Origin of the sequence: Streptomyces yerevanensis (assembly GCF_000716805.1) — a bacterium.
Classification (GTDB): domain Bacteria; phylum Actinomycetota; class Actinomycetes; order Streptomycetales; family Streptomycetaceae; genus Streptomyces; species Streptomyces flaveus.
Genome location: NZ_JNWJ01000049.1, coordinates 1 through 18,976, shown reverse-complemented (window position 1 = coordinate 18,976; position 18,976 = coordinate 1). Strand labels below are relative to the sequence as shown.

At 70.6% G+C, this 18,976-nt stretch carries 19 protein-coding genes; 2 read left to right on the top strand and 17 right to left on the bottom strand.

The window, feature by feature from the left end:
- Window positions 1-112 precede the first annotated feature (112 nt).
- Entirely contained in the window at window positions 113-628 is a 516-nt protein-coding gene (locus tag OP79_RS36795) for a CGNR zinc finger domain-containing protein (protein WP_033326637.1), read from the bottom strand.
- 82 nt (window positions 629-710) lie between these two features.
- On the opposite strand from OP79_RS36795, the gene OP79_RS36790 reads away from it, so the two are divergent.
- Window positions 711-1,070 (top strand): VOC family protein, encoded by a 360-nt coding sequence (locus OP79_RS36790; RefSeq protein ID WP_033326635.1) that lies wholly within the window; start codon window positions 711-713, stop codon window positions 1,068-1,070.
- 14 nt (window positions 1,071-1,084) lie between these two features.
- Here OP79_RS36790 and OP79_RS36785 read toward each other — a convergent pair whose 3' ends face one another.
- From OP79_RS36785 to tsaB, 16 genes are all read right to left on the bottom strand, one after another.
- Window positions 1,085-2,233, bottom strand: coding sequence for a dipeptidase (locus OP79_RS36785; RefSeq protein WP_033326633.1), 1,149 nt, complete (start codon window positions 2,231-2,233; stop codon window positions 1,085-1,087).
- Window positions 2,234-2,365: 132 nt separating this feature from the next.
- Entirely contained in the window at window positions 2,366-3,715 is a 1,350-nt protein-coding gene (locus tag OP79_RS36780) for an RNA polymerase sigma factor (protein ID WP_033326631.1), read from the bottom strand.
- 86 nt (window positions 3,716-3,801) lie between these two features.
- Window positions 3,802-4,383, bottom strand: coding sequence for a Uma2 family endonuclease (locus OP79_RS36775; protein ID WP_033326629.1), 582 nt, complete (start codon window positions 4,381-4,383; stop codon window positions 3,802-3,804).
- Window positions 4,384-4,442: 59 nt separating this feature from the next.
- Window positions 4,443-5,303, bottom strand: coding sequence for a hypothetical protein (locus tag OP79_RS36770; RefSeq protein ID WP_078492233.1), 861 nt, complete (start codon window positions 5,301-5,303; stop codon window positions 4,443-4,445).
- 348 nt (window positions 5,304-5,651) lie between these two features.
- Complete coding sequence (locus tag OP79_RS36765; RefSeq protein ID WP_033326627.1) at window positions 5,652-6,200, bottom strand: YciI family protein; 549 nt, start codon at window positions 6,198-6,200, stop codon at window positions 5,652-5,654.
- A gap of 36 nt (window positions 6,201-6,236) precedes the next feature.
- Window positions 6,237-7,355: an LCP family protein gene (locus OP79_RS36760; RefSeq protein ID WP_078492232.1), complete on the bottom strand. Its 1,119-nt coding sequence runs from the start codon at window positions 7,353-7,355 to the stop codon at window positions 6,237-6,239.
- Window positions 7,356-7,438: 83 nt separating this feature from the next.
- Complete coding sequence (locus OP79_RS36755; RefSeq protein WP_033326625.1) at window positions 7,439-8,482, bottom strand: LacI family DNA-binding transcriptional regulator; 1,044 nt, start codon at window positions 8,480-8,482, stop codon at window positions 7,439-7,441.
- 228 nt (window positions 8,483-8,710) lie between these two features.
- On the bottom strand, window positions 8,711-10,939 hold the full coding sequence (locus OP79_RS36750) for a beta-xylosidase/alpha-l-arabinosidase (RefSeq protein ID WP_033326623.1): 2,229 nt from the start codon (window positions 10,937-10,939) through the stop codon (window positions 8,711-8,713).
- Between the two features lie 54 nt (window positions 10,940-10,993).
- Window positions 10,994-11,758, bottom strand: a complete 765-nt coding sequence (locus tag OP79_RS36745) for a carbohydrate ABC transporter permease (RefSeq protein WP_245685580.1) — start codon at window positions 11,756-11,758, stop codon at window positions 10,994-10,996.
- A 143-nt stretch (window positions 11,759-11,901) separates the two neighbouring features.
- Window positions 11,902-12,924: a carbohydrate ABC transporter permease gene (locus OP79_RS36740; protein WP_033326620.1), complete on the bottom strand. Its 1,023-nt coding sequence runs from the start codon at window positions 12,922-12,924 to the stop codon at window positions 11,902-11,904.
- 9 nt (window positions 12,925-12,933) lie between these two features.
- Window positions 12,934-14,226: an extracellular solute-binding protein gene (locus OP79_RS36735; RefSeq protein ID WP_033326704.1), complete on the bottom strand. Its 1,293-nt coding sequence runs from the start codon at window positions 14,224-14,226 to the stop codon at window positions 12,934-12,936.
- Between the two features lie 163 nt (window positions 14,227-14,389).
- Window positions 14,390-15,427 carry a LacI family DNA-binding transcriptional regulator gene (locus OP79_RS36730; protein WP_033326618.1) on the bottom strand — a complete coding sequence of 346 codons (1,038 nt, stop codon included), beginning with the start codon at window positions 15,425-15,427 and terminating at the stop codon, window positions 14,390-14,392.
- Window positions 15,428-15,572: 145 nt separating this feature from the next.
- Window positions 15,573-15,842, bottom strand: a complete 270-nt coding sequence (locus tag OP79_RS36725) for a hypothetical protein (protein WP_033326617.1) — start codon at window positions 15,840-15,842, stop codon at window positions 15,573-15,575.
- Window positions 15,839-16,930, bottom strand: coding sequence for a tRNA (adenosine(37)-N6)-threonylcarbamoyltransferase complex transferase subunit TsaD (gene tsaD, locus OP79_RS36720; protein ID WP_033326615.1), 1,092 nt, complete (start codon window positions 16,928-16,930; stop codon window positions 15,839-15,841). The genes OP79_RS36725 and tsaD overlap by 4 nt, the downstream gene beginning before the upstream one ends.
- Window positions 16,923-17,396, bottom strand: coding sequence for a ribosomal protein S18-alanine N-acetyltransferase (gene rimI / locus OP79_RS36715; RefSeq protein WP_033326702.1), 474 nt, complete (start codon window positions 17,394-17,396; stop codon window positions 16,923-16,925). Before rimI ends, tsaD begins: the two co-directional genes overlap by 8 nt.
- Before the next feature lie 17 nt (window positions 17,397-17,413).
- The gene (gene tsaB, locus OP79_RS36710) at window positions 17,414-18,067 is read right to left on the bottom strand and encodes a tRNA (adenosine(37)-N6)-threonylcarbamoyltransferase complex dimerization subunit type 1 TsaB (RefSeq protein ID WP_033326613.1); all 654 of its coding nucleotides are present in this window, start codon (window positions 18,065-18,067) and stop codon (window positions 17,414-17,416) included.
- A gap of 95 nt (window positions 18,068-18,162) precedes the next feature.
- On the opposite strand from tsaB, the gene OP79_RS36705 reads away from it, so the two are divergent.
- On the top strand, window positions 18,163-18,744 hold the full coding sequence (locus tag OP79_RS36705; protein WP_245685577.1) for a hypothetical protein: 582 nt from the start codon (window positions 18,163-18,165) through the stop codon (window positions 18,742-18,744).
- Window positions 18,745-18,976 lie beyond the last annotated feature (232 nt).

Below are 18,976 nucleotides of genomic sequence, written 5' to 3'. Positions count from 1 at the left end.
TTTGGCCTTTGGCCTTTGGCCTTTGGCCTTTGGCCTTTGGCCTTTGGCCTTTGGCCTTTGGCCTTTGGCCGACGGTGTCACAGGTCCTCGCGCGCGCCCTTCCGCGCGTCCTTCACCGTGAATCCTTCGCGCTCGCTCGGTAGCGGCGCATCTTCGCCCTCGCCCCGCAGACCGACATGCTGCACCAGCGCCCTCGCCCGGCCGGGCTGCGGTCGTAGTACGCCCAGTGGCAGGTCGGGGCCTCGCAGGCCTTGAGGCGGAGCCATGTGCCGGCGGCGATGGCCTCGGCGATCGCGGCGGCCACGCGGGAGGCGAGGAGGGCGGGGCGGGCGGGGGCGAGGGAGGCGGAGCCGTCCCGTTCGTCGACCGTGATCAGCAGCGGTGCCTGGGCCAGCAGCTCACCCAGGGGGGTCACCGCGCGGTGCGGAGGGTGGCCCGCGTGGGCCAGGCAGGCGGCGCGCAGGGACTCGCGCAGCTCGCGCGCCGACGCCAGGTCCGCCTCCGTCAGGTCCAGCGCCGCGCGCCCCTCGGCCGTGTCCAGGGAGTCGGCACCCGTCTCGATGTCCAGGGTGTTCACCAGGAACTCGACGAGGGCCAGGCCGCCGGGAGCGGGCGCTCGGTCATTCATGGTTGCGACGTTACCCCTTATGCGGGAGTATGCAGTAACCGTTACTCGTTGAAGCCTCTTAGAGGTAACCGAGGAGGAAGTCATGGCTATCGCCAAGCTGGGTGCCGTCGTCCTGGACTGTCCCGACCCGCGCGCCCTCGCAGAGTTCTACGCCGGGGTGCTGGGCGGTGACCTCGAGGAGGACGACGGCTGGGTCGACCTGCACGTGCCCGGCGGGCAACCGCTGGCGTTCCAGGCCGCCCCCGGATACGTACCGCCGAAGTGGCCGGCGCCCGACGCTTCGCAGCAGTTCCATCTGGACCTGACCGTCGACGACATGGACGCGGCGGAGAAGGAGGTCCTCGCGCTGGGCGCGAAGGTGCTCGACGCGGAGGACCGGACGCGTAGTTTCCGGGTGTACGCGGACCCGGCCGGCCACCCGTTCTGCCTCTGCGCCTGCTGAGGACTCAGCGGCGGCTATCCGTCGAGCTGGGCGATGCTCGCCGTGGACGGGCCGCGGCGCTGTTGTGCGGCCTTGGCCGTGAAGTCCGCGGCGCGCAGCACGCGTTGGACGTTGCCCCAGGTGAGCAGGGACAGGTCGGGCTCGGACCAGCCGCGGTGCAGGAGCTCGGCGATGAGGTGCGGATAGCCCGAGGCGTCGGGCAGGTCCTGCGGGTGAGCGGCCCCGGAGTCGTACGTACCCGAGAGGCCGACGCACTCCGGGCCCGCGAGCGCGCGTACGTGGTCGAGGTGGTCCGCGACGTCCCGTACCGAAGGACCCGTCTGTTCCGCCGTCAGCGGTACCAGGCACAGGCCCTTGGTCGCGCCCAGCCGGGTGAGCAGGTCGTCGGGGAGGTTGGCCGGGTGGGGGCGCAGGGCGCGGGCCGCCGAGCGGGTGCACAGGACGGGGGCCCTGGAGACGGTGAGGACGCGACGCACGGTCGGGTCGCAGGCGCCGGACAGGTCCGCGAGTACGCCGATGCGGTTCATCTCGCGTACGACTTCCTCGCCGAACCGGGTCAGCCCGTTGCCGCCGCCCGCCCAGGACGTGCCGGTCAGGGTGAGAACGCGCAGGCCGAGGGCGTGCAGCGCGCGCAGGATGCCGAGCGAGTCGCCCAGCGCGCCGGCCTCCGCGGGCCCGAGCAGCACCGCGACGCGCCCGCAGTTCCTGGCGTCGATGGTCTGCGCCGCGTTGTACGCCATCCGCAGGCTCTCCGGATACTCCCGTACCACCGTCTGCACCAGATCGAGCAGGTCCAGCGTCGCGCCGACCGCCTGCTCCTCGGCGAGCCCCTCGGGCAGCCGCAGCGACCAGAACATCGCTCCCACGCGGCCTTCCCGCAGCCGGGGCACGTCCGTGTCGATCGCGCCCTCGCCGAGCTCCAGGTCGTACCAGGGCAGCTGCCGCAGCGCCTGCGGCAGCCCGTTGTACCCGTCGGCGACGGGGTGGGCGGCGAGGAGGGCGTGCGTCCGGCGCAGGACATCGCCGTTCACTTCCGGGACCGCGCCGCCCGCGTCGGTCACGAGCTCCGGCGCCCTGTCCGGCTCCTTGACCGGCTGCCTGTCCGGTCGGTCCAGCCCGCCCATCTCGACGGCGGCACGCAGCTCGTCCTGCAGATCAGCCATGGCGGAGCTCCGGTGTCCGGGGATGCCAACACGTAGAGCCACCGTGACATGGGGGCGGGGTGGGGTCTCGGTGGGTGGGGCGTTCGGGGCATGGGCGCGCGGGGCCCTCATGTCCTCGGGGCCCGCATGTCCTCAGGGCGCGCCCCGGTCCCCGCGGGCTTCCTCGGCCCGGGCCAGCAACAGCCCTCGCTCCCGCTCGTTGCGCGTGAGCGCGGCCGCGCGCTCGAACTCGGCCCGTGCTTCGGCCGTACGCCCCAGGCGGGCCAGCAGGTCGCCTCGCACGCTGGGGAGCAAGTGGTAGTCGCGCAGGGCGGGTTCGGCGGCCAGGGCGTCGACGATGGCGAGGGCCGGTTCGGGGCCCTCGGCCATGGAGACGGCGACCGCGCGGTTCAACTCGACGACGGGGGACGGGGTTCGGGCGGCGAGGAGGCCGTACAGCGTGGCGATCCGGCTCCAGTCGGTCTCCTCGTACGTGTAAGCGTGGGCGTGGCACGCGGCGATGGCGGCCTGCAGGACGTACGGCCCCGGACCGCCGCCCGTGCCGACCGCCTCGGCGCGGGCGAGGGCGGCGAAACCGCGGCGGATCAGCATGCGGTTCCAGCGGGCCCGGCTCTGGTCCTTGAGGAGGACCGGCTCGCCCGACGGTCCGGTACGCGCGGCCGAGCGGGACGCCTGAAGCTCCAACAGCGCGGCCAGGCCGTGCACTTCGGGTTCCTTCGGCATCAACTCGGCCAGCACGCGGGCGAGCCGGAGCGCGTCCTCGCAGAGCGCCGGGCGCAGCCAGTCGTCGCCGGCGGTGGCCGCGTACCCCTCGTTGAAGATCAGGTAGATGACCTCGAGCACGGACCCGAGCCGGGCTTCGCGCTCCGGCCCGTACGGCACCTCGAAGGCGACCCCCTTCGCGGCGAGTGTCCGCTTGGCGCGGACGATGCGCTGGGCGATGGTCGCCTCGGGGACGAGACAGGCGCGGGCGATCTCGGTGGTGGTCAGGCCGCCGAGCAGGCGCAGGGTGAGGGCGACGCGGGCCTCGGCGGACAGGACGGGGTGGCAGGCGGTGAAGACCAGCCGCAGCAGGTCGTCGTCGATGTCGTCGGGGTCGGACGGCTCGTCGACGTGGCCGTGTGGCGCGGACGTCTCCAGGTCGCGGCCCATCTCCGCCAGCTTGCGCGCGTACCGTTCCCGCCGCCGTACGAGATCGATCGCACGGTGCTTGGCCGTGGCCGTGAGCCAGGCACCGGGGTTGTCCGGGACGCCGTCGCGCGGCCACTGCTCCAGGGCGGCGACCAGCGCGTCCTGCGCGAGTTCCTCGGCGATGCCGACGTCGCGCACGATGCGGGCTACGCCGGCGATGATGCGGGGGGACTCGATGCGGAAGACGGTTTCGATGGTGCGCTTGGTGGCGCCGTCGGTGCCCTCTTCACCGGCGGGGCTTGCGGGGTCTGTCGGCTGGCCCGGTGGCTGGTCTGTCGACTCTGCTCTCACGCCACACCATCAGATCACCCGCGGGCCGTACGGCCAAGGCGCTCAGTCCTCGGCGAGCTTCCGCACGTCGCAGATCACCGTCCGAGTCAGTCGGCGAACTCCTTGAGCTTTTCAGTCTCCAATGTGATCCCTACCGGGTCCGGCAGCTCGATCACCGACCCGAATGCCCTGGTGGTGAGAGAGCGATAGGCGCCCCCCTCGGGGTCGGCGTAGACAGTCACGCTCGCTGCGTCCCGGTCGACGAGGAGGTAGACGGGGATGCCTGCGGCTGCGTATCCCTCGGGCTTGTCGATCCGGTCACGCTGATCGGCGTCCCGGTCGCGGGAAGTAACCTCGACGACCATCAGAACGCCGTCGGGTTCGGCCCACTCGCCCTTTCCGACGAAGTACGCCTCAGGCACCAGAACGCCGTCCGGCCTGGCTCGCCCGTTGCGATATGCCTCGACTTTCAGCCCTTGCTCCGGATAGAGCTCCAGCTCCGGGCGCAGCTGCATACAACGCTTGAGCAGCCACATCACGATCGATCCGTGATTGCCGTCGGGCATGGGCTTGACCCCGATCTTTCCGTTCAGAAATTCCAAGCGCGCAGACTCCGGCGCGTGACGTGCGAGCTCCTCGAATTCCTCGACGAGCATCTGGGGCTGGTGATCGGCAGTGCTGGGGGTCATGGCGTCGCCTCCTCGCCTCCATCCTGCCCCGAGTTCAGGTGGGCTGTGCTGCACGATCGTCATGAGCGTGATCCTTTCTGTGTACGACTCCCTGTGCGCAGGACGGCACGCAGCCGCTCCGCGTGGTCGTGAACCCGGTCGGCAACCCGGTCGGCCCCCAGGCCTGGCCGCTCTCCCCAGCAGCCGCCGCACAACCCGCCCCGCAGCCCGCCGCCGGGCGGCCCCGGCTCGCCGCACGCCGTGCAGACCATCTCGTAGCGCGGCTGCCTGGGCTGATGCTGTTCGGGCGGGAGCTTGGCGAGGAGCCGGGCGCGTACGAAGCCGTAGGCGTACTCGACCCGTTCGGGGAGCCCGGCGGCCACCGCCTGCACGAGCTGCGCCTCCCCCGCACCCCGCGCGAACCACTCGGCCGCGTGCTCCTCCAGCGCCCCGCACTCGGCGGCCGAGAGCGTCAGCCGGGCGTCGATGCGGCCGAGCTGGGCGAGTGCGTCGTACGCGGCCGACGGCGCCGCCCGTGGGGACTCGGTGACCGGTGCCTTCCCGGCGAGGAAGGAGTCCCACCAGGCGTCGTCGCGCGCGGTACGCGAGAAGAAGGTGTGCCACACCCAGCGTGGGCAGCCGTCGACGGTGACCGGACGGCGTACGCGGCGCAAGTGCCCTGCTGCGGAGAGGTTGTTGAGGGCGGTGCCGATGGCGCACTGGCCGTGTGGGAGGTGTTTGGCCAGCGTCTTGATGGAGATGTCGGACTCGTCGTCGAGCCGGTCCAGGTACGTCGCGATCGAGGCCTCGCGAGGGGGCAGATGATCGAAGTCCCGTCCGGTACGGGGCTCTTGGTCGGGCGCCGACTTCTTTCCGTACCCCGGATTGGCCATGGGGTGGGCGGAGGGGCGCGGGGCAGCACTAAGCTGGGCGGTAGCCATGGATCGAGTCGCTTTCGATCTGGTGGTCAGACCCCCGCGCGGTGCGCTAACACCCACGGGGGTCATTTCTTTCGGCGCACGCTACACGCTTGCCACACTCCGTCGCGACTCGATCGCAAAAAGTCATCTCCCCTGGCCCGAGCGGCCCTTGGGCCCGCCGCGCACAGCCACAGGGGAGGGAGGGTGGGTTTGAACCAACCCACCCATTCCTTGAAAAAAGAGTCTCGAATCCCGACTCCCGAAGCTCAAGTCCCGATGTACGCGCCGAACTCAGCACCCGCGCGGAGGCGGGGACGGTCAACTCGGGGGGTCATCGATCGAGTTGAGCTTCGAGCCTCAAGCCCCGAGTCACCGCCGCCCGCCGAACTCCCAGTCGTGGACCTCGATATCGGCGTACCGGTCCTGGGCCAGCGCGGCGCGTGCCGCGTCCGGTTCCGGGGCCCGGACGAGCGCCGCCGTGCCCAGCCAGGTGGCGCCGTCGTCGGACAGCAGAGGACCGTATGCGATCAACTCGTCCTGGTCGGGCGGGAGTTCGAGGTCGGCGGGCTGGCCCGAGCCTAGGCCGAGCACCAGGTAACGGCTGCCGCCCACCCGGCCGCCGGGGAAGTCCCACATCGTGCGGCCCAGCAGGTTGCGCCACCGGCGCAGCAGTACGTCTCGGTACGCGCCCGCCTGGTAGTTGGGCTCGTCGAAGGCGAAGGCGCGGGCGGCGGCGGGGTCCGGCAGGTCGACGATGTGCACGCTACCGGTGGGCGTTTCGCCGTCGGCGGCGAAGGTCGGGCCGCGGGCGATCAGCTGCGATGCGTACCCGTCCATGTAGGACCAGTGGTCTTCCAGCAGTTCATGGCGCAGTTTGAGGGAGCCGGGCCGGTCGCGGTGGTAGCAGAAGAACTCCATGGCCACAGACTCTCAGGGCCGCCTGCGAGAAGTGCTTTACCTCAGGGACTCCCACAGCTCCCCCGCCTCCGGCTCCTCCGCCACCACCCGGTTCCGGTCGTACGGAGCCGGGAGCACCGGCATCGTCACCGTTCTGGTGTCGGCAGAGGACAAGCCGCTCAGGCTCTGGCCGAGGCTCATCAGCTCGCTGAGCGAGTCCAGGTCCGTGTCCGTGGTGAGGCTGCCGGTCAAGGTGTCGGCGACGTTGTAGAGCTTGGCCGGGTTGGTGAGGAGGTCGGTGGCGGAGACCTGGTCCAACAGGGCCTTCACCAGGGTTTGCTGCAGGCCTATGCGGCCCAGGTCGCTGCCGTCGCCTATGCCGTGGCGGGTGCGGGCGAGGGCGAGGGCCTGCTTGCCGTTGAGGTGGTGGGTGCCCGCCTCCAGTTCGAGATGGCTGTCCTCGTCGGAGATGTCCTCGTCCGTCGTCACCGTGACGCCGCCGAGCGCGTCCACCAGGTCCGCGAAGCCGGCGAAGTCGATCTCTATGTAGTGGTCCATGCGGACGTTCGTCATGGACTCGACCGTCTTGACCGCGCAGACCGGACCGCCCACGGAGTACGCGCTGTTGAACATCGCGTTGTACGCCACCGACGTCGAACCGCCCGACTCACGCGGGCAGGCCGGGCGTGTGACGAGCGTGTCGCGCGGGATGCTCACGATCGTCGCGCCCGTACGGCCCTCGTCGATGTGGACGACCATCGCCGTGTCGGAGCGGGCGCCGGAGCTCTCGCCGCCCCCGCCGAGCGTGGCGTTGCGTTCGCCGCTGCGCGAGTCCGAGCCGAGGACCAGGATGTTCAGGGCGCCGCTCGGCAGCGGGGAGGCGGCGCCGTCCGGCGTCACCATGGCGCGCGCCGGGCGGTCGTCGCCGAGGGCGCTGTTGATGTCGACGCTGTCGATGTTGTGGTTCAGGTGCCAGTACGCCCATGCCGCCCCGGCGAGCGAGAGGGTGAGTACGCAACCGAGCGCGATGCCCGTGGCCTTGAGCAGCCGTGAGCGCCTGCCGACCTTGTCGGCACTTCCGACACCGTCGGCACCGCGGTCGACGGTGCCGCCGCGCTCGCCGTCGCTGTTCTCACCCTCAGTCCCGCCTTCGCCGTCTCTGCCGTCTCCGCTCACAGAGAGGAACGTAAGTCCGAATTGTTACGCGCGGAAACCCCTGACGGCTTTTACTGAGGAAACTCTCATATTTCGTTGGTTTTCTACTGAAGTTTCGAAACTTTCGGTACGCCTTCCGTACTGCTCCGCACCACCAGACTCGTCGCCAGCTCCACCCGCGTCGCTGTCGTGGGCCGTTCCCCGCGTCCGAGCTCGAGGACGAGCCGGGCCGCCGCCTCGGCCATCTCCATGAGCGGCTGGCGGACGGTGGTCAGCGGCGGGCCCACCCAGCGGGCCACCGGCAGGTCGTCGAAGCCGACGATGCTGAGGTCCTCGGGCACGCGAAGTCCCCGCTCACGGGCGGCCTCGTACAGCCCGAGTGCCTGGAGGTCGTTGCCCGCGAAGACGGCCGTCGGCCGGTCGGGCAGCTTCAGCAGTTCGAGCCCGCAGCGGTAGCCGGCCTCGTGGTGGAAGTCGCCGGTGCGGATCAGCGAGAGGTCGACGGGCAGTCCGGCCGTCTCCAGCGCGGCCCGGTAGCCGTCGAGCCGCGCCCGGCTGCACATCATCCGCGAGGGCCCGCTGATCACCCCGATCCGTCGGTGGCCGAGGTCCACGAGATGGCGGGTCGCGGCAAGCCCGCCCTGCCAGTTGGTGGCGCCGACGGACGGCACGTCGTCGCCGGGGTCGCCGGCCGGGTCCATCACCACGAACGGGATGGACCGGCTGGTCAGCAGCGCCCGCTGGGACTCGTCGAGCCCGCTCAGCACGAGCACGACACCGTGCGGCCGGCGGGCCGCGACCTGGTCGGCCCAGGTACGGCCGGGGGTGAGGCGGCCCGCGCTCTCGGAGAGCACCACGCTCAGCCCTTCGTCCCGCGCGACGTTCTCGACGCCCCGGATGACCTCCATCGCCCAGGCGCTCTCCAGCTCGTGGAAGACCAGGTCGATCAAGGGCGAACGGGACGCCTCGGCCCGGCGCCGCCGATAACCGTGGTGGCGCAGCAGCTCCTCGACGCGACTACGGGTCGCCGGGGCCACATCGGCACGGCCGTTGAGCACCTTCGAAACAGTCGGAGCCGAGACTCCCGCCTCGCGGGCGATCTCGGCGAGCGTCGCGGACCGGGCCACGGCGGGATTCGGGTGAGTCATGGGCGCGATCGTATCTCTGCGCACTCTCTTGACGAAGCCCTTTGACGGCTATATATTCCCGTAACATTCGAAGCGCAATCCGAAACATTCGGATACCTTCGGATGAGACGGCGGCCGAGCCCGCGACGGCCGTGTCTCGCTCCCTCCTCTCTCCCGCCGGGAACACCCCCGGAGAACGAGGGCAGGACGAGCCAGAACAGGGGAAAACCGAGGCACGGCTCGGCCCTCTCACTTCACCCGTACTTCGCACCGCATCCGCCGCTCCCGGCCCACCACCCGCTCCGGCCCGGTCAGCGTGACCGATACCGCATGCCGCACATCTCCCTCGGCGCAGGACGCGGCCAACCGCAGCTCCAGCTCTCCGGGTTCCACGATCCGGTTGCCGTCCGGCCCGGTGTACGCGGCCAGGTCCGCCGGAAACGTGAAGTGGACCTCCGCCGACTCCCCCGCCTCCAGCGGCACCCGCGCATAGCCCACCAGCCGGGCCACCGGGCGGGCCACTTTGCCGACCGGGTCGTGGAGATAGAGCTGGACGAGCTCCGCGCCGGGCCGCTTCCCGGTGTTGCGCACCGTCAGACGCAGCGTGGTCTCGCCGTCCGTCGGGAACGCGTCGGCGTCGACCGTCGGCTCCTGCCAGTCGTACGTCGTGTAGGACAGCCCGTGTCCGAACGGGAACAGTGGCGTGGGGTCGAGGCTGCTGGCCTCTCCGCGTTGTCCGAGCGGCGGGGCGAGGTACGTCCAGGGCTGCCCAGCGGGGTCGCGTGGCACGCTCACGGGGAGCCTCCCGGACGGGTTGACCCGCCCCGACAGTACGCCGGCCACCGCGGGCCCTCCCTCCTCGCCGGGGAAGAACGCCTGCACCACCGCGCCGCACCGGTCCGCCCAGCGTCCGAGCGCATAGGGGCGGCCCGAGAGCACGACCAGGACGACCGGCGTTCCGGATGCCAGCGCCTTGTCCAGCAACGCGCCCTGCCCGTCGGGCAGTTCGAGGTCCGCCGCGTCGCAGCCCTCACCCGACGTGCCGCGCCCGAACAGCCCCGACCGGTCGCCGACCGCGACCACGCACAGCTCGGCCGCCACCGGATCGTCCACGAACTCCACGTCCGGCAGCTCCGCGCGCAGCGCTTCCAGCAGCGTCGGCACGGCGACCCCCGTCGGAACCTCGGGGTGGTCGAGGAGGACGTGGCGGGGGAACGTGTAGCAGCCGAGCATGGCCGCCGGGTCGTCGGCGAGCGGGCCGAGGACCGCGATCCGCCGCGCTTCGGGGGCGAGCGGCAGCGTGCCGTCGTTGGACAGCAGGACGACCGACTCCTCCGCCAACCGCCGTGCCAGTACCCGCATGTGGGGTGGATCGAGATCGACCGGAGCGGATGGTGCCGCGGGCGGCGTCCAGTCGGGATCCAGCAGCCCCAGCTCGCACTTCTGCGTCAGAACGCGCAGCGCGGCCCGGTCCACCAGCTCCTCGTCGAGGGGCCCCGCCCCCAGGCAGCGAACCGCCGGCAGTTCCACGTCCACTCCCGCCGCGAGCGCGAGCGCCGCCGCTCCCGCCGGGGAGTCCACGAGTTGGTGCGCCGTCTCCAGGAAGGACACGCCGAAGTAGTCGGAGACGACGGTTCCCGTGAACTGCCAGTCCTCCCGGAGGAGTTCGGTGAGCAGTCGGCGGTGCGCGTGCGCGGGCACCCCGTCGATGTCGTTGTACGCCGCCATCACGGACCGTGCGCCGCCGTCCCGCAGGGCCATCTCGAACGGCGGCAGGAGGACGTCCGCCAGTTCGCGCGGGCCGATCGACGCGGGCGCGTGGTTGCGGGCGCCGCGCGAGGCGGAGTACCCGGCGAAGTGCTTGAGCGTGGCGACGATGCCCGCCTCCTCAAGGCCCTGGACGTACGCGGTGCCGACGGTCGCCACGAGGTAGGGGTCCTCGCCGATCGACTCCTCCGTGCGGCCCCAGCGCGGATCCCGTACGACGTCGAGAACGGGAGCCAGCCCCTGGTGGATGCCGACCGACTTCATCGAGGCCCCGATCGCCGACGCCATCTCCTTCACCAGGGCCGGGTCGAAGCTCGCGCCCCAGGCGAGCGGTGTGGGAAAGATCGTGGCCTGCCAGGCCGTGAAGCCGGTGAGGCACTCTTCGTGCGCGAGGGCGGGCAGCCGGAAGCGGTTCGCGCCGCGGACGCGTTCCTGGAGGGAGGCCAGACGGGCGACGCCCTCGGCCGGTTCGACCGGTGACGTGCCGAAGGGGCGGGTCAGCTGGCCGAGGCCGTGTGGGAGCAGCTCGGTGAGGTCCACGTTCTCGGACAGGGCGTGCTGCAGCGGCGCCATGTCCCCGCCCGGGGTCTCGTTCGAGCCGGGCCAGACGCCGTAGAGCTGCGCGACCTTCTCCTGCGGGGTCATGCGGGCGAGCAGGTCGGCGGCGCGGACGCCTGCGGGCAGAGCGGGGTCCTGCCAAGGGTGGATCATGTAACTCCTCACATCCGTAAGGGGATCTAGGGGATTCGTCCGCCAGGGTTCGGGTCAGCCCTTGGTCGCGCCGAGTGTGATGCCGCCGATCAGCTGGCGTTCGGCGACCGCGTAGAAGGCCAGGGCGGGTGCCATGGCGAGGGTCAGGTACGCGAAGATGCGGGCCACATCGGAGGCGTACTGGCCCTGGAACTGCTGGATGCCGACCGGGATCGTCCACCAGGTGGGTTCGCTGAAGACGAGCAGCGGGAGCAGGAAGTTGTTCCAGCTCCCCACGATGGCGAGGACGGAGACCGTGCCGAGTGCCGGGCGCGCCAGCGGCAGCAGGATGCGCCAGAAGAAACCGAAGGACGAGCATCCGTCGATCGTCGCGGCCTCCTCCAGTTCCCCCGGTATCTCCCGGAAGAAGCCGCGCAGGATGACGATCGTCAAGGGCAGGCCGAAGGCCGCCTGGGGCAGGATCACGCCCCACGGGTTGTCGAGGAGCCCGAAAGAACGCAGCAGGATGAACAGCGGCAGGATCGCCACCGCGAAGGGGAACATCAGCCCCATCGTGAACAGGGTGAACAGCAACTCCCGTCCCCGGAAGGCGAACCGGGCCAGCGCGTACGCGGCGAGCGCCGCCGCCCCCACCGTCAGCACGGCGGTGGCCAGAGCGATCACGGTGCTGCTGCCGACGGCCCGCCAGAACGCGCCCGAGCCGAGCAGCGACGTGTAGTTCGAGGTCACCCACGGGTCCGGAAGGCCGAAGGTGTTGCTGGAGAGCTGGTCGGTCGATTTGAAACCGGAGACGAGGGCGTACAGGAGCGGAGTGACCATGAACACTCCGACCAGCCACAGGATCACGTACACGGGGATCGCGCGGAGCCTTCGGCGGCGTACGACGCTCTTGGGCACGTTCGTCTTCGGCGCGCTCGTCCTGGGCGCGCTCGCCTTCGGCGCGTCCGTCTTCGCAACCGCGCTCATCGGTTACCTCGCATGGTGGTGATGGCTCCTTCGGTGTCGCGGCGCAGCACGAAGCGCTGGTAGGCGAGGGCGAAGACGAGGCTGATCAGGAACATCGCCACGCTGATGGCGCTGGCGTAGCCCATCTGGTAGCGCTTGAAGCCGTACTGGAAGAGGCTGATGACCATGGTCTCGGAGGCGTGGTCGGGACCGCCCGCCGTGATCACCCACACCAGGTCGAAGAGCTGGATGGCGCCGATCACGGCCAGGAAGACGCTGATCCGGAGGGTCGGCGCGAGCAGCGGCAGCGTGATGTGACGGAAGCGCTGCCAGGCGCTCGCCCCGTCGATGCGCGCCGCCTCGTGCAGCTCGGCCGGGATGCCCTGCAGGCCCGCCAGGTAGAGCATCATGTGGAAGCCGAAGTACTTCCACGTCATGACGAGGAACAGCGTGGGCAGCACGGTGTTCTGGCCCGCGAACCAGTCCCCGCCCAGACCGGCGAGCCCGACCGCGTCGAGGACCTTGTCCGCGAGCCCCTCGTCCGGCGCGAAGATCATGCTGAACAGCACACCGGTGATGACCTCGGACAGGATGTACGGCGCGAAGAACAGCATCCGGTAGACGGCCCGGCCGCGCAGCTTCTGGTTGAGCAGCACGGCCATGGCGAGCGCGAACGGCAGCTGGAGGACGATGGAGAACGCGATGAGCAGGAATCCGCGCCACAGGTCGCCCAGGAAGACCGGATCGTCGAAGAGCCGGGTGTAGTTGTCGAACCCCACGCTGTCCGTGGGCGTCCCGAATCCGCCCCAGTTGAAGAAGCTGATGTAGAACGCGTAGCCCATCGGCACAAGGACGAGCAGGCCGAACAGGACGAGGGCCGGGACGGTGAAGACGAAGGCCGAGAGCCAGGCGCGCAGGCGGTGCGGGGCGGACGGCCGGGTCGCCGGTACGGGTGACTCGGGCGCCGCGCCAGGAGACTTGCCGAGCCCCGGCGCGTATGCCGATGTCGATGCGGTCGAGGTCGAGGTCGGGTGAGTCATCGACGGCCGTCAGCCCTCGCTCTTGGCGACCTGCGTGACCGAACGCGTCACCTGCTCGGGCGACTTGGAGCCCGCGATGAGTGCGGCGACGCTGTCGTTGATCTCCTGGCCGACAGCGGGGGCGTAGGCCTGGTCGAGGTAGAGCTGGAAGCCGGTGGACTTGCCGAGCGCGTCCGAGACGGCAATGAGGTTGGGGTCCGTCAGCGCACCCTGCGCGGCCTTGGACACCGGCACAAGACCGGTCTCCTTGACGAGCTTCTCCGCGAACTCCTTCTCCGCGAAGAACTTCAGGAACTCCACCGCGGCGTCCGGCGCCCCCTTGCGCACCGCGTGGCCGTTGCTCCCGCCGAACACCTCGGTGAGCGCGCCCTTGCCGCCCTCCACCTCGGGGAAGGAGAAGAAACCGAGGTCCTTGCCGAGGCCCTTGCCCGCATCCGCCTGGACGACCGGCGCCCACTGGCCCATCAGCTCCATGGCCGCCTTGCCGTTGCCCACCGCGGCCGCCTCACCGGTGGGCGTGGAGTAGGCGGCGCCGAGGAAGCCCTTCTGGAAGGGCTTCAGGGCGACGAGTTCCTTCAGGTGCTCGCCGGCCTTGACGAAGTCCTCGCCGGTGAAGTCGGCGTCGTCGGAGGCCTTCTGCATCGCGTCGAGGCCGGCGACCCGCATCGAGAGGTACGCCCAGTAGTACATGCCGGGCCACTTCTCCTTGCCTGCCAGCGCGATGGGCGTGATGCCCTCGTCCTTGAGGGCCTGGACGGCGTCGAGGTAGCCGGACCAGGTGGTGGGCGGGGTCGCGATGCCGGCCTGCTTGAAGAGCGCCTTGTTGTACCAGAAGCCGACCATGCCGACGTCGAAGGGGACGGCGTACGACCTGTCCTCGAGCCGGAAGGGCGCCTGCGCGGCGGGCAGGTAGTCCTTCGTCCAGGAGGAGACCTTGTCCGTCAGGTCCTCGACCAGACCGGCGTCGATCTGCTGCTTGAGCACACCGCCGCCCCAGGTGTGGAAGATGTCCGGCAGCTTCCCCGAGGCGGTCTGCGCGGTCATCTTCGACTTGTACGCCTCGTTCTCCAGCGTCACGATCTTGATCTTCACGTCGGGATGCGCGGCCTCGAACTCCTTGGCCCGCTGGGCCCACAGCTTCTTCGCGGGCTGGGTGGTGGTGATGTTCCACCACTCGATCTCGGTCTTGCCGGAGCTGTTCCCGCCGTCCGAGGAACCGCACGCGCTCAGGGCGGCCGCCCCCAGGCCGGTCGCCGCGGAGGCCGCCAGGAACCCGCGGCGGGAGAGTGAGGTGTTGCCCAACGCTCGCATCGCACACCTTCCGGAAGAGTGCCGAAAATTATCGGTCAAGTGCACACGGAAGTTACGGGCGCGGTGACGCGAATGTCAACGCTCCTGACAAATATCGGAGTTATCGAGACCGGGGCGGCGAGACCGGGGTGGATCGGCCGGCGCTCCAGGTTCGTCAGGAACGTCGGCCATGCCGGGCGAACGGCGCCGTGCTCGCCCGTACGACGAGCTCGGTGGCGAGCTCGACCCTGGGGGACGCGGGCTCCTCGCCCGCGGCGAGCCGCAGCACCGTACGGGTCGCCAACTTGCCCATGTCCGCGAGGGGTTGGCGCACAGTGGTGAGCGGCGGCGCCGACCAGCGGACCTCCGGCAGGTCATCGAACCCCACGACGCTCAGGTCCTCCGGCACCCGGAGCCCTCGGCGCCGCAACGCCTCGATCGCGCCGAGCGCCATCTGGTCGCTGGCGGCGAACAGGGCGGTGGGCGGCTCGTCCAGGTCGAGCAGGGCGTTGCAGCCGTCGAAGCCGGACGCGTGGTAGAAGTCGCCCGGCACGATCAACGCGTCGTCGACCGCGATGTCCGCGCCTTCGAGAGCCGCGCGGTAACCGTCGAGCCGGGCCCGCGAGCACAGCAACCGCTGAGGCCCGGCGATGAGCCCGATCCTGCGGTGGCCGAGGCCGAGCAGGTGTTCCGTCGCGGCCATGCCGCCCGCCCAGTTGGCCGCGCCGACGGTCGGCGCGGCCAGGGACGGCGAACCCGCCGGGTCGACGACGACGATCGGAACACCGAGCCGCCGCAGTTCCTCGTGCATACGGGGTTCGAGGACGGAGGTCACGAGGATCACCCCGTCCGAGGCGCGGGTACGCAGATTGGTCATCCACTGCCGCGCCGAGCCCGACGCGCCATGGATGGCGGACACCACCGTGCCCACACCCGAGGCGTGCGCGACTTCCTCCACCCCCCGGATGATCTCCACGGCCCAGGGGCTGTCGAGGTCGTTGAAGACCAGGTCGATGAGAACCGCCCGGCCGCCCGGCGGGGAGGACTTGCGCTGGTAGCCGTGGTGTCTGAGCAGGTCCTCGATCCGGGCCCGGGTTTCCGGCGACACGTCGGAGCGGCCGTTGACGACACGCGACACAGTGGGCACCGAGACCCCGGCCTGCCGGGCGATCTCGGTGATGGTCACCTTGCTCTTGGTGCTCTCCCGGGCCACGCGCCCACCTCCGTTGCCGAAACCTTGCAGCAGTCTTCCGGAAAACCGGGGTCGGCATGAAGGCTACAGGGGCCCGGGTGGCCTGGGTCAGTCCGCCTGGGCGGCGGCGTGTGCGACGAAGGTGGCCCCGACGACTGTCGGACGATCACCATCCGCCCTGATCGGCACCCACAGAATCGAACCGCCACCTGTGCACCCCCCGCGTCACCAACTCCCCGTCCGGCTCGGGCAGTTCGGGAAGGTCGGCGTCGTACGGAGCATCCCACCAGGTGATGATCAGGACGCGGTCCTGCGGTGCCCGGAAGGTCTCCCGGCGCAGGGGCGTCACGGCGAGGTCCTGCGCCCGTACCCAGGCCAGCAGCTCCTCGCCCCGGCCGGCGACGGCGCGGGCCTCCCACATCAACGCGACCGTCACGAGTACAGGTTCTCCTTGCTCACCTCATGCACGTGATCATGCATGTGCCCAGGGACATGCGGTTCCGTCACCGGCAGCGAGGAGTCCGCCGACAGGTCCCAGTCGGAGGCGGACCGGTTCCGGGCCACCATCTCCGCGCCGAGCGCCGCCACCATCGCACCGTTGTCCGTGCACAACTTGGGCCGCGGCACCCGCAGTTGAATCCCGGCGGCCTCGCAGCGCTCCAGGGCGAGGGCACGCAGCCGCGAGTTGGCCGCGACGCCTCCGCCGATCATCAGGTGCTCGACGCCCTCGTCCTTGCACGCCCGTACGGCCTTGCGCGTCAGCACATCCACGACCGCCTCCTGGAAGGAGGCCGCCACATCGCGCACCGGCACCTCCTCGCCCGCCGCCCGCTTCGCCTCGATCCAGCGCGCCACGGCCGTCTTCAGCCCGGAGAAGGAGAAGTCGTACGCCGCATCGCGCGGCCCGGTCAGCCCGCGCGGGAACGCGATCGCCTCCGGGTCGCCCTCGCGCGCGTACCGGTCGATGACCGGACCGCCAGGGAAGCCCAGGTCCAGCACCCGCGCGATCTTGTCGAAGGCCTCGCCCGCCGCGTCGTCGATGGTCGCGCCCATCGGCCGTACGTCGGAGGTGATGTCCGAGGAGAGCAGCAGCGACGAGTGCCCGCCGGACACCAGCAGCGCCATCGTCGGCTCGGGCAGCGCCCCGTGCTCCAGCTGGTCCACACAGATGTGGGACGCCAGATGGTTGACGCCGTACAACGGCTTGCCCAGCGCGTACGCGTACGCCTTCGCCGCCGAAACACCCACGAGCAGCGCGCCCGCGAGCCCCGGGCCGGCGGTGACGGCGATCCCGTCCAGGTCCCGCGCACTCACCCCCGCCTCCTTCAGCGCCCGGTCGATGGTCGGCACCATCGCCTCCAGGTGCGCGCGGGACGCGACCTCCGGTACGACGCCGCCGAAGCGCGCGTGCTCGTCGACGCTCGACGCGATCGCGTCCGCGAGCAGGGTGTTGCCGCGGACGATGCCGACGCCGGTCTCGTCGCAGGAGGTCTCGATACCGAGGACTAGTGGTTCGTCAGCCATGGATCTCGGTTCCTTGCACTGAGGTTGAGGGATCTTGCAGGCGCATCACGAGCGCGTCGACGTTGCCCGGCTGGTAGTAGCCGCGCCGGAAGCCGATCGGCTCGAAGCCGAAGCGCTCGTACAGCTTCTGGGCGCGGATGTTGTCGATCCGGCACTCGAGCATCACCTCGGCACACTCGAAGGTGGTCGCGGCCCGCAGCAACTCGGTCAGGATCAACGCACCGAGCCCGGTGCCCCACTGGTCACGGGCGACGGCGATGGTCTGTACGTCACCCACGTCCGCGGTGGCGGCGAGTCCCCCGTACCCGACGATCCGCTCACCGTCCTGCGCCACGACATACCGCTTCGTCGCCGTCGGCCCCCGCGAATGGGCCAGCTCGGACCAGAACATCCCCCGCGACCAGGCGTCCTCGGGGAAGAGGGCCTTCTCCAGCTCCAGTACGGGATCGATGTCCCACCAGCGCATCTCGCGCAGCACGGGAGTCACTTGGGGGTGACCACCTTGTAGTTCTTGGGCACCTGGGCGTCGGGGCGGCGCAGGTACAGCGGCCGGGGGGCGGGGAGCTCCTCGCCCTTCGCCAGCCGCTCCGCCGCGAGGGACGCGAGCGCCGCCGCCGAGACGTTCTCGGGCTCGTACACGTCCGGGAAGGTGTCGGGGTAGAGCAGCGCGCCCGCGCCGACCGCGGGCAGACCCGCGACGGCTTCGGCGATCTCGGCGGGCCGGTCCACGGCGGGCCCGCTGACGCGCGTACGGGAATCGGAGTACCGCGCCCAGTAGACCTCCTTGCGCCGTGCGTCGGTCGCCACGACGAAGGCGCCCTGGATGTCGGACGCGTACGCGAGACCGTCGAGGGTGCACAGTCCGTACACGGGCACGCCCAGCGCGAGCCCGAAGGTGTCGGCGGTCATCAGGCCGACCCGCAGCCCGGTGTACGGGCCGGGTCCCACGCCCGCGACGATGCCGGTGACGGCGTCGAGCCGCAGCCCGGCCTCGGTGAGCACCCGGTCGACGGCGGGCAGCAACAACTCTCCGTGCCGACGGGCGTCCACCTGACTCGACGAGGCGACGACGGATGTCCCGTCGTGCAGGGCGACGGTGACGGCGGAGGTGGCGGTATCCAGAGCGAGCAAGAGCACGCGAACAGCCTACGGCGCCCGGGGCGAAGACACCGTCGCCCAGGTCCCACGCGCCCCTCCTGCTACCGTCACGTCAAACTGTCACATTGACACGTATGCCGTACGAGAGGTGGGCACCCAAGGTGGCTAGGAGCAGCTCGGGATTCGTGGCCGGGCTCACCGTGGCGGCGATCGCCGCAGTCGGCTTCCTCGCCTACCAGGCGTCCGCCAGTGTTCCGGACACCCTGGGCGCACCGCGGACCGCGTCGTCCCCTCCGGCGTCCGCCCCGAAGTCCCCGCGCGCCGAGCAGCCCGAGGCGGCGCTGCCCGGCCGCTCGGGCACGGGCCAGCGGATCGTCTACTCGGTGCAGGCCGACCGGGTCTGGCTGGTCGCCGCGAGCGACAAGGTCCGCCGCACGTTCTCAGTCACCCCCGGCACGGTCGACCCCACGCCCGACACGTACGCCGTCACCTCCCGCTCCGGCTCCATCACCGGCTCCGACGGAGTAGCCGTCGAACACGTCGTCCGCTTCGCGAACGTGGACGGAACGACGATCGGGTTCAGCGCGGCGGTGGACGGGTCGACTTCTGCGCCCGACCCCGGGAAGAAGCTGGGCGGAATTCGGGAATCCCGGGCGGACGGGGATGCGATGTGGGAGTTCGCGACGGTCGGCACGAAGGTTGTCGTTGTGGAGTAGCACCTCCCCTACGACGGGGTGGGGGGCCTACGGGGGTGGGTTGTTGGGGTTCGTTGGCGGGTGCGGGTGTGTGAGTGGTTGCTCGCGCAGTTCCCCGCGCCCCTAAAAAGCCTGCGGCTCCACCCACCCCAGCCACAACGGACCTGCCACTTGCCCTCCGGCGGGAGGGGTCGTGGGCCGGTGCGTCGTATGCCCGTCGCTTAGCTCCGGTCTCGGAGAACCCGCACCCTGT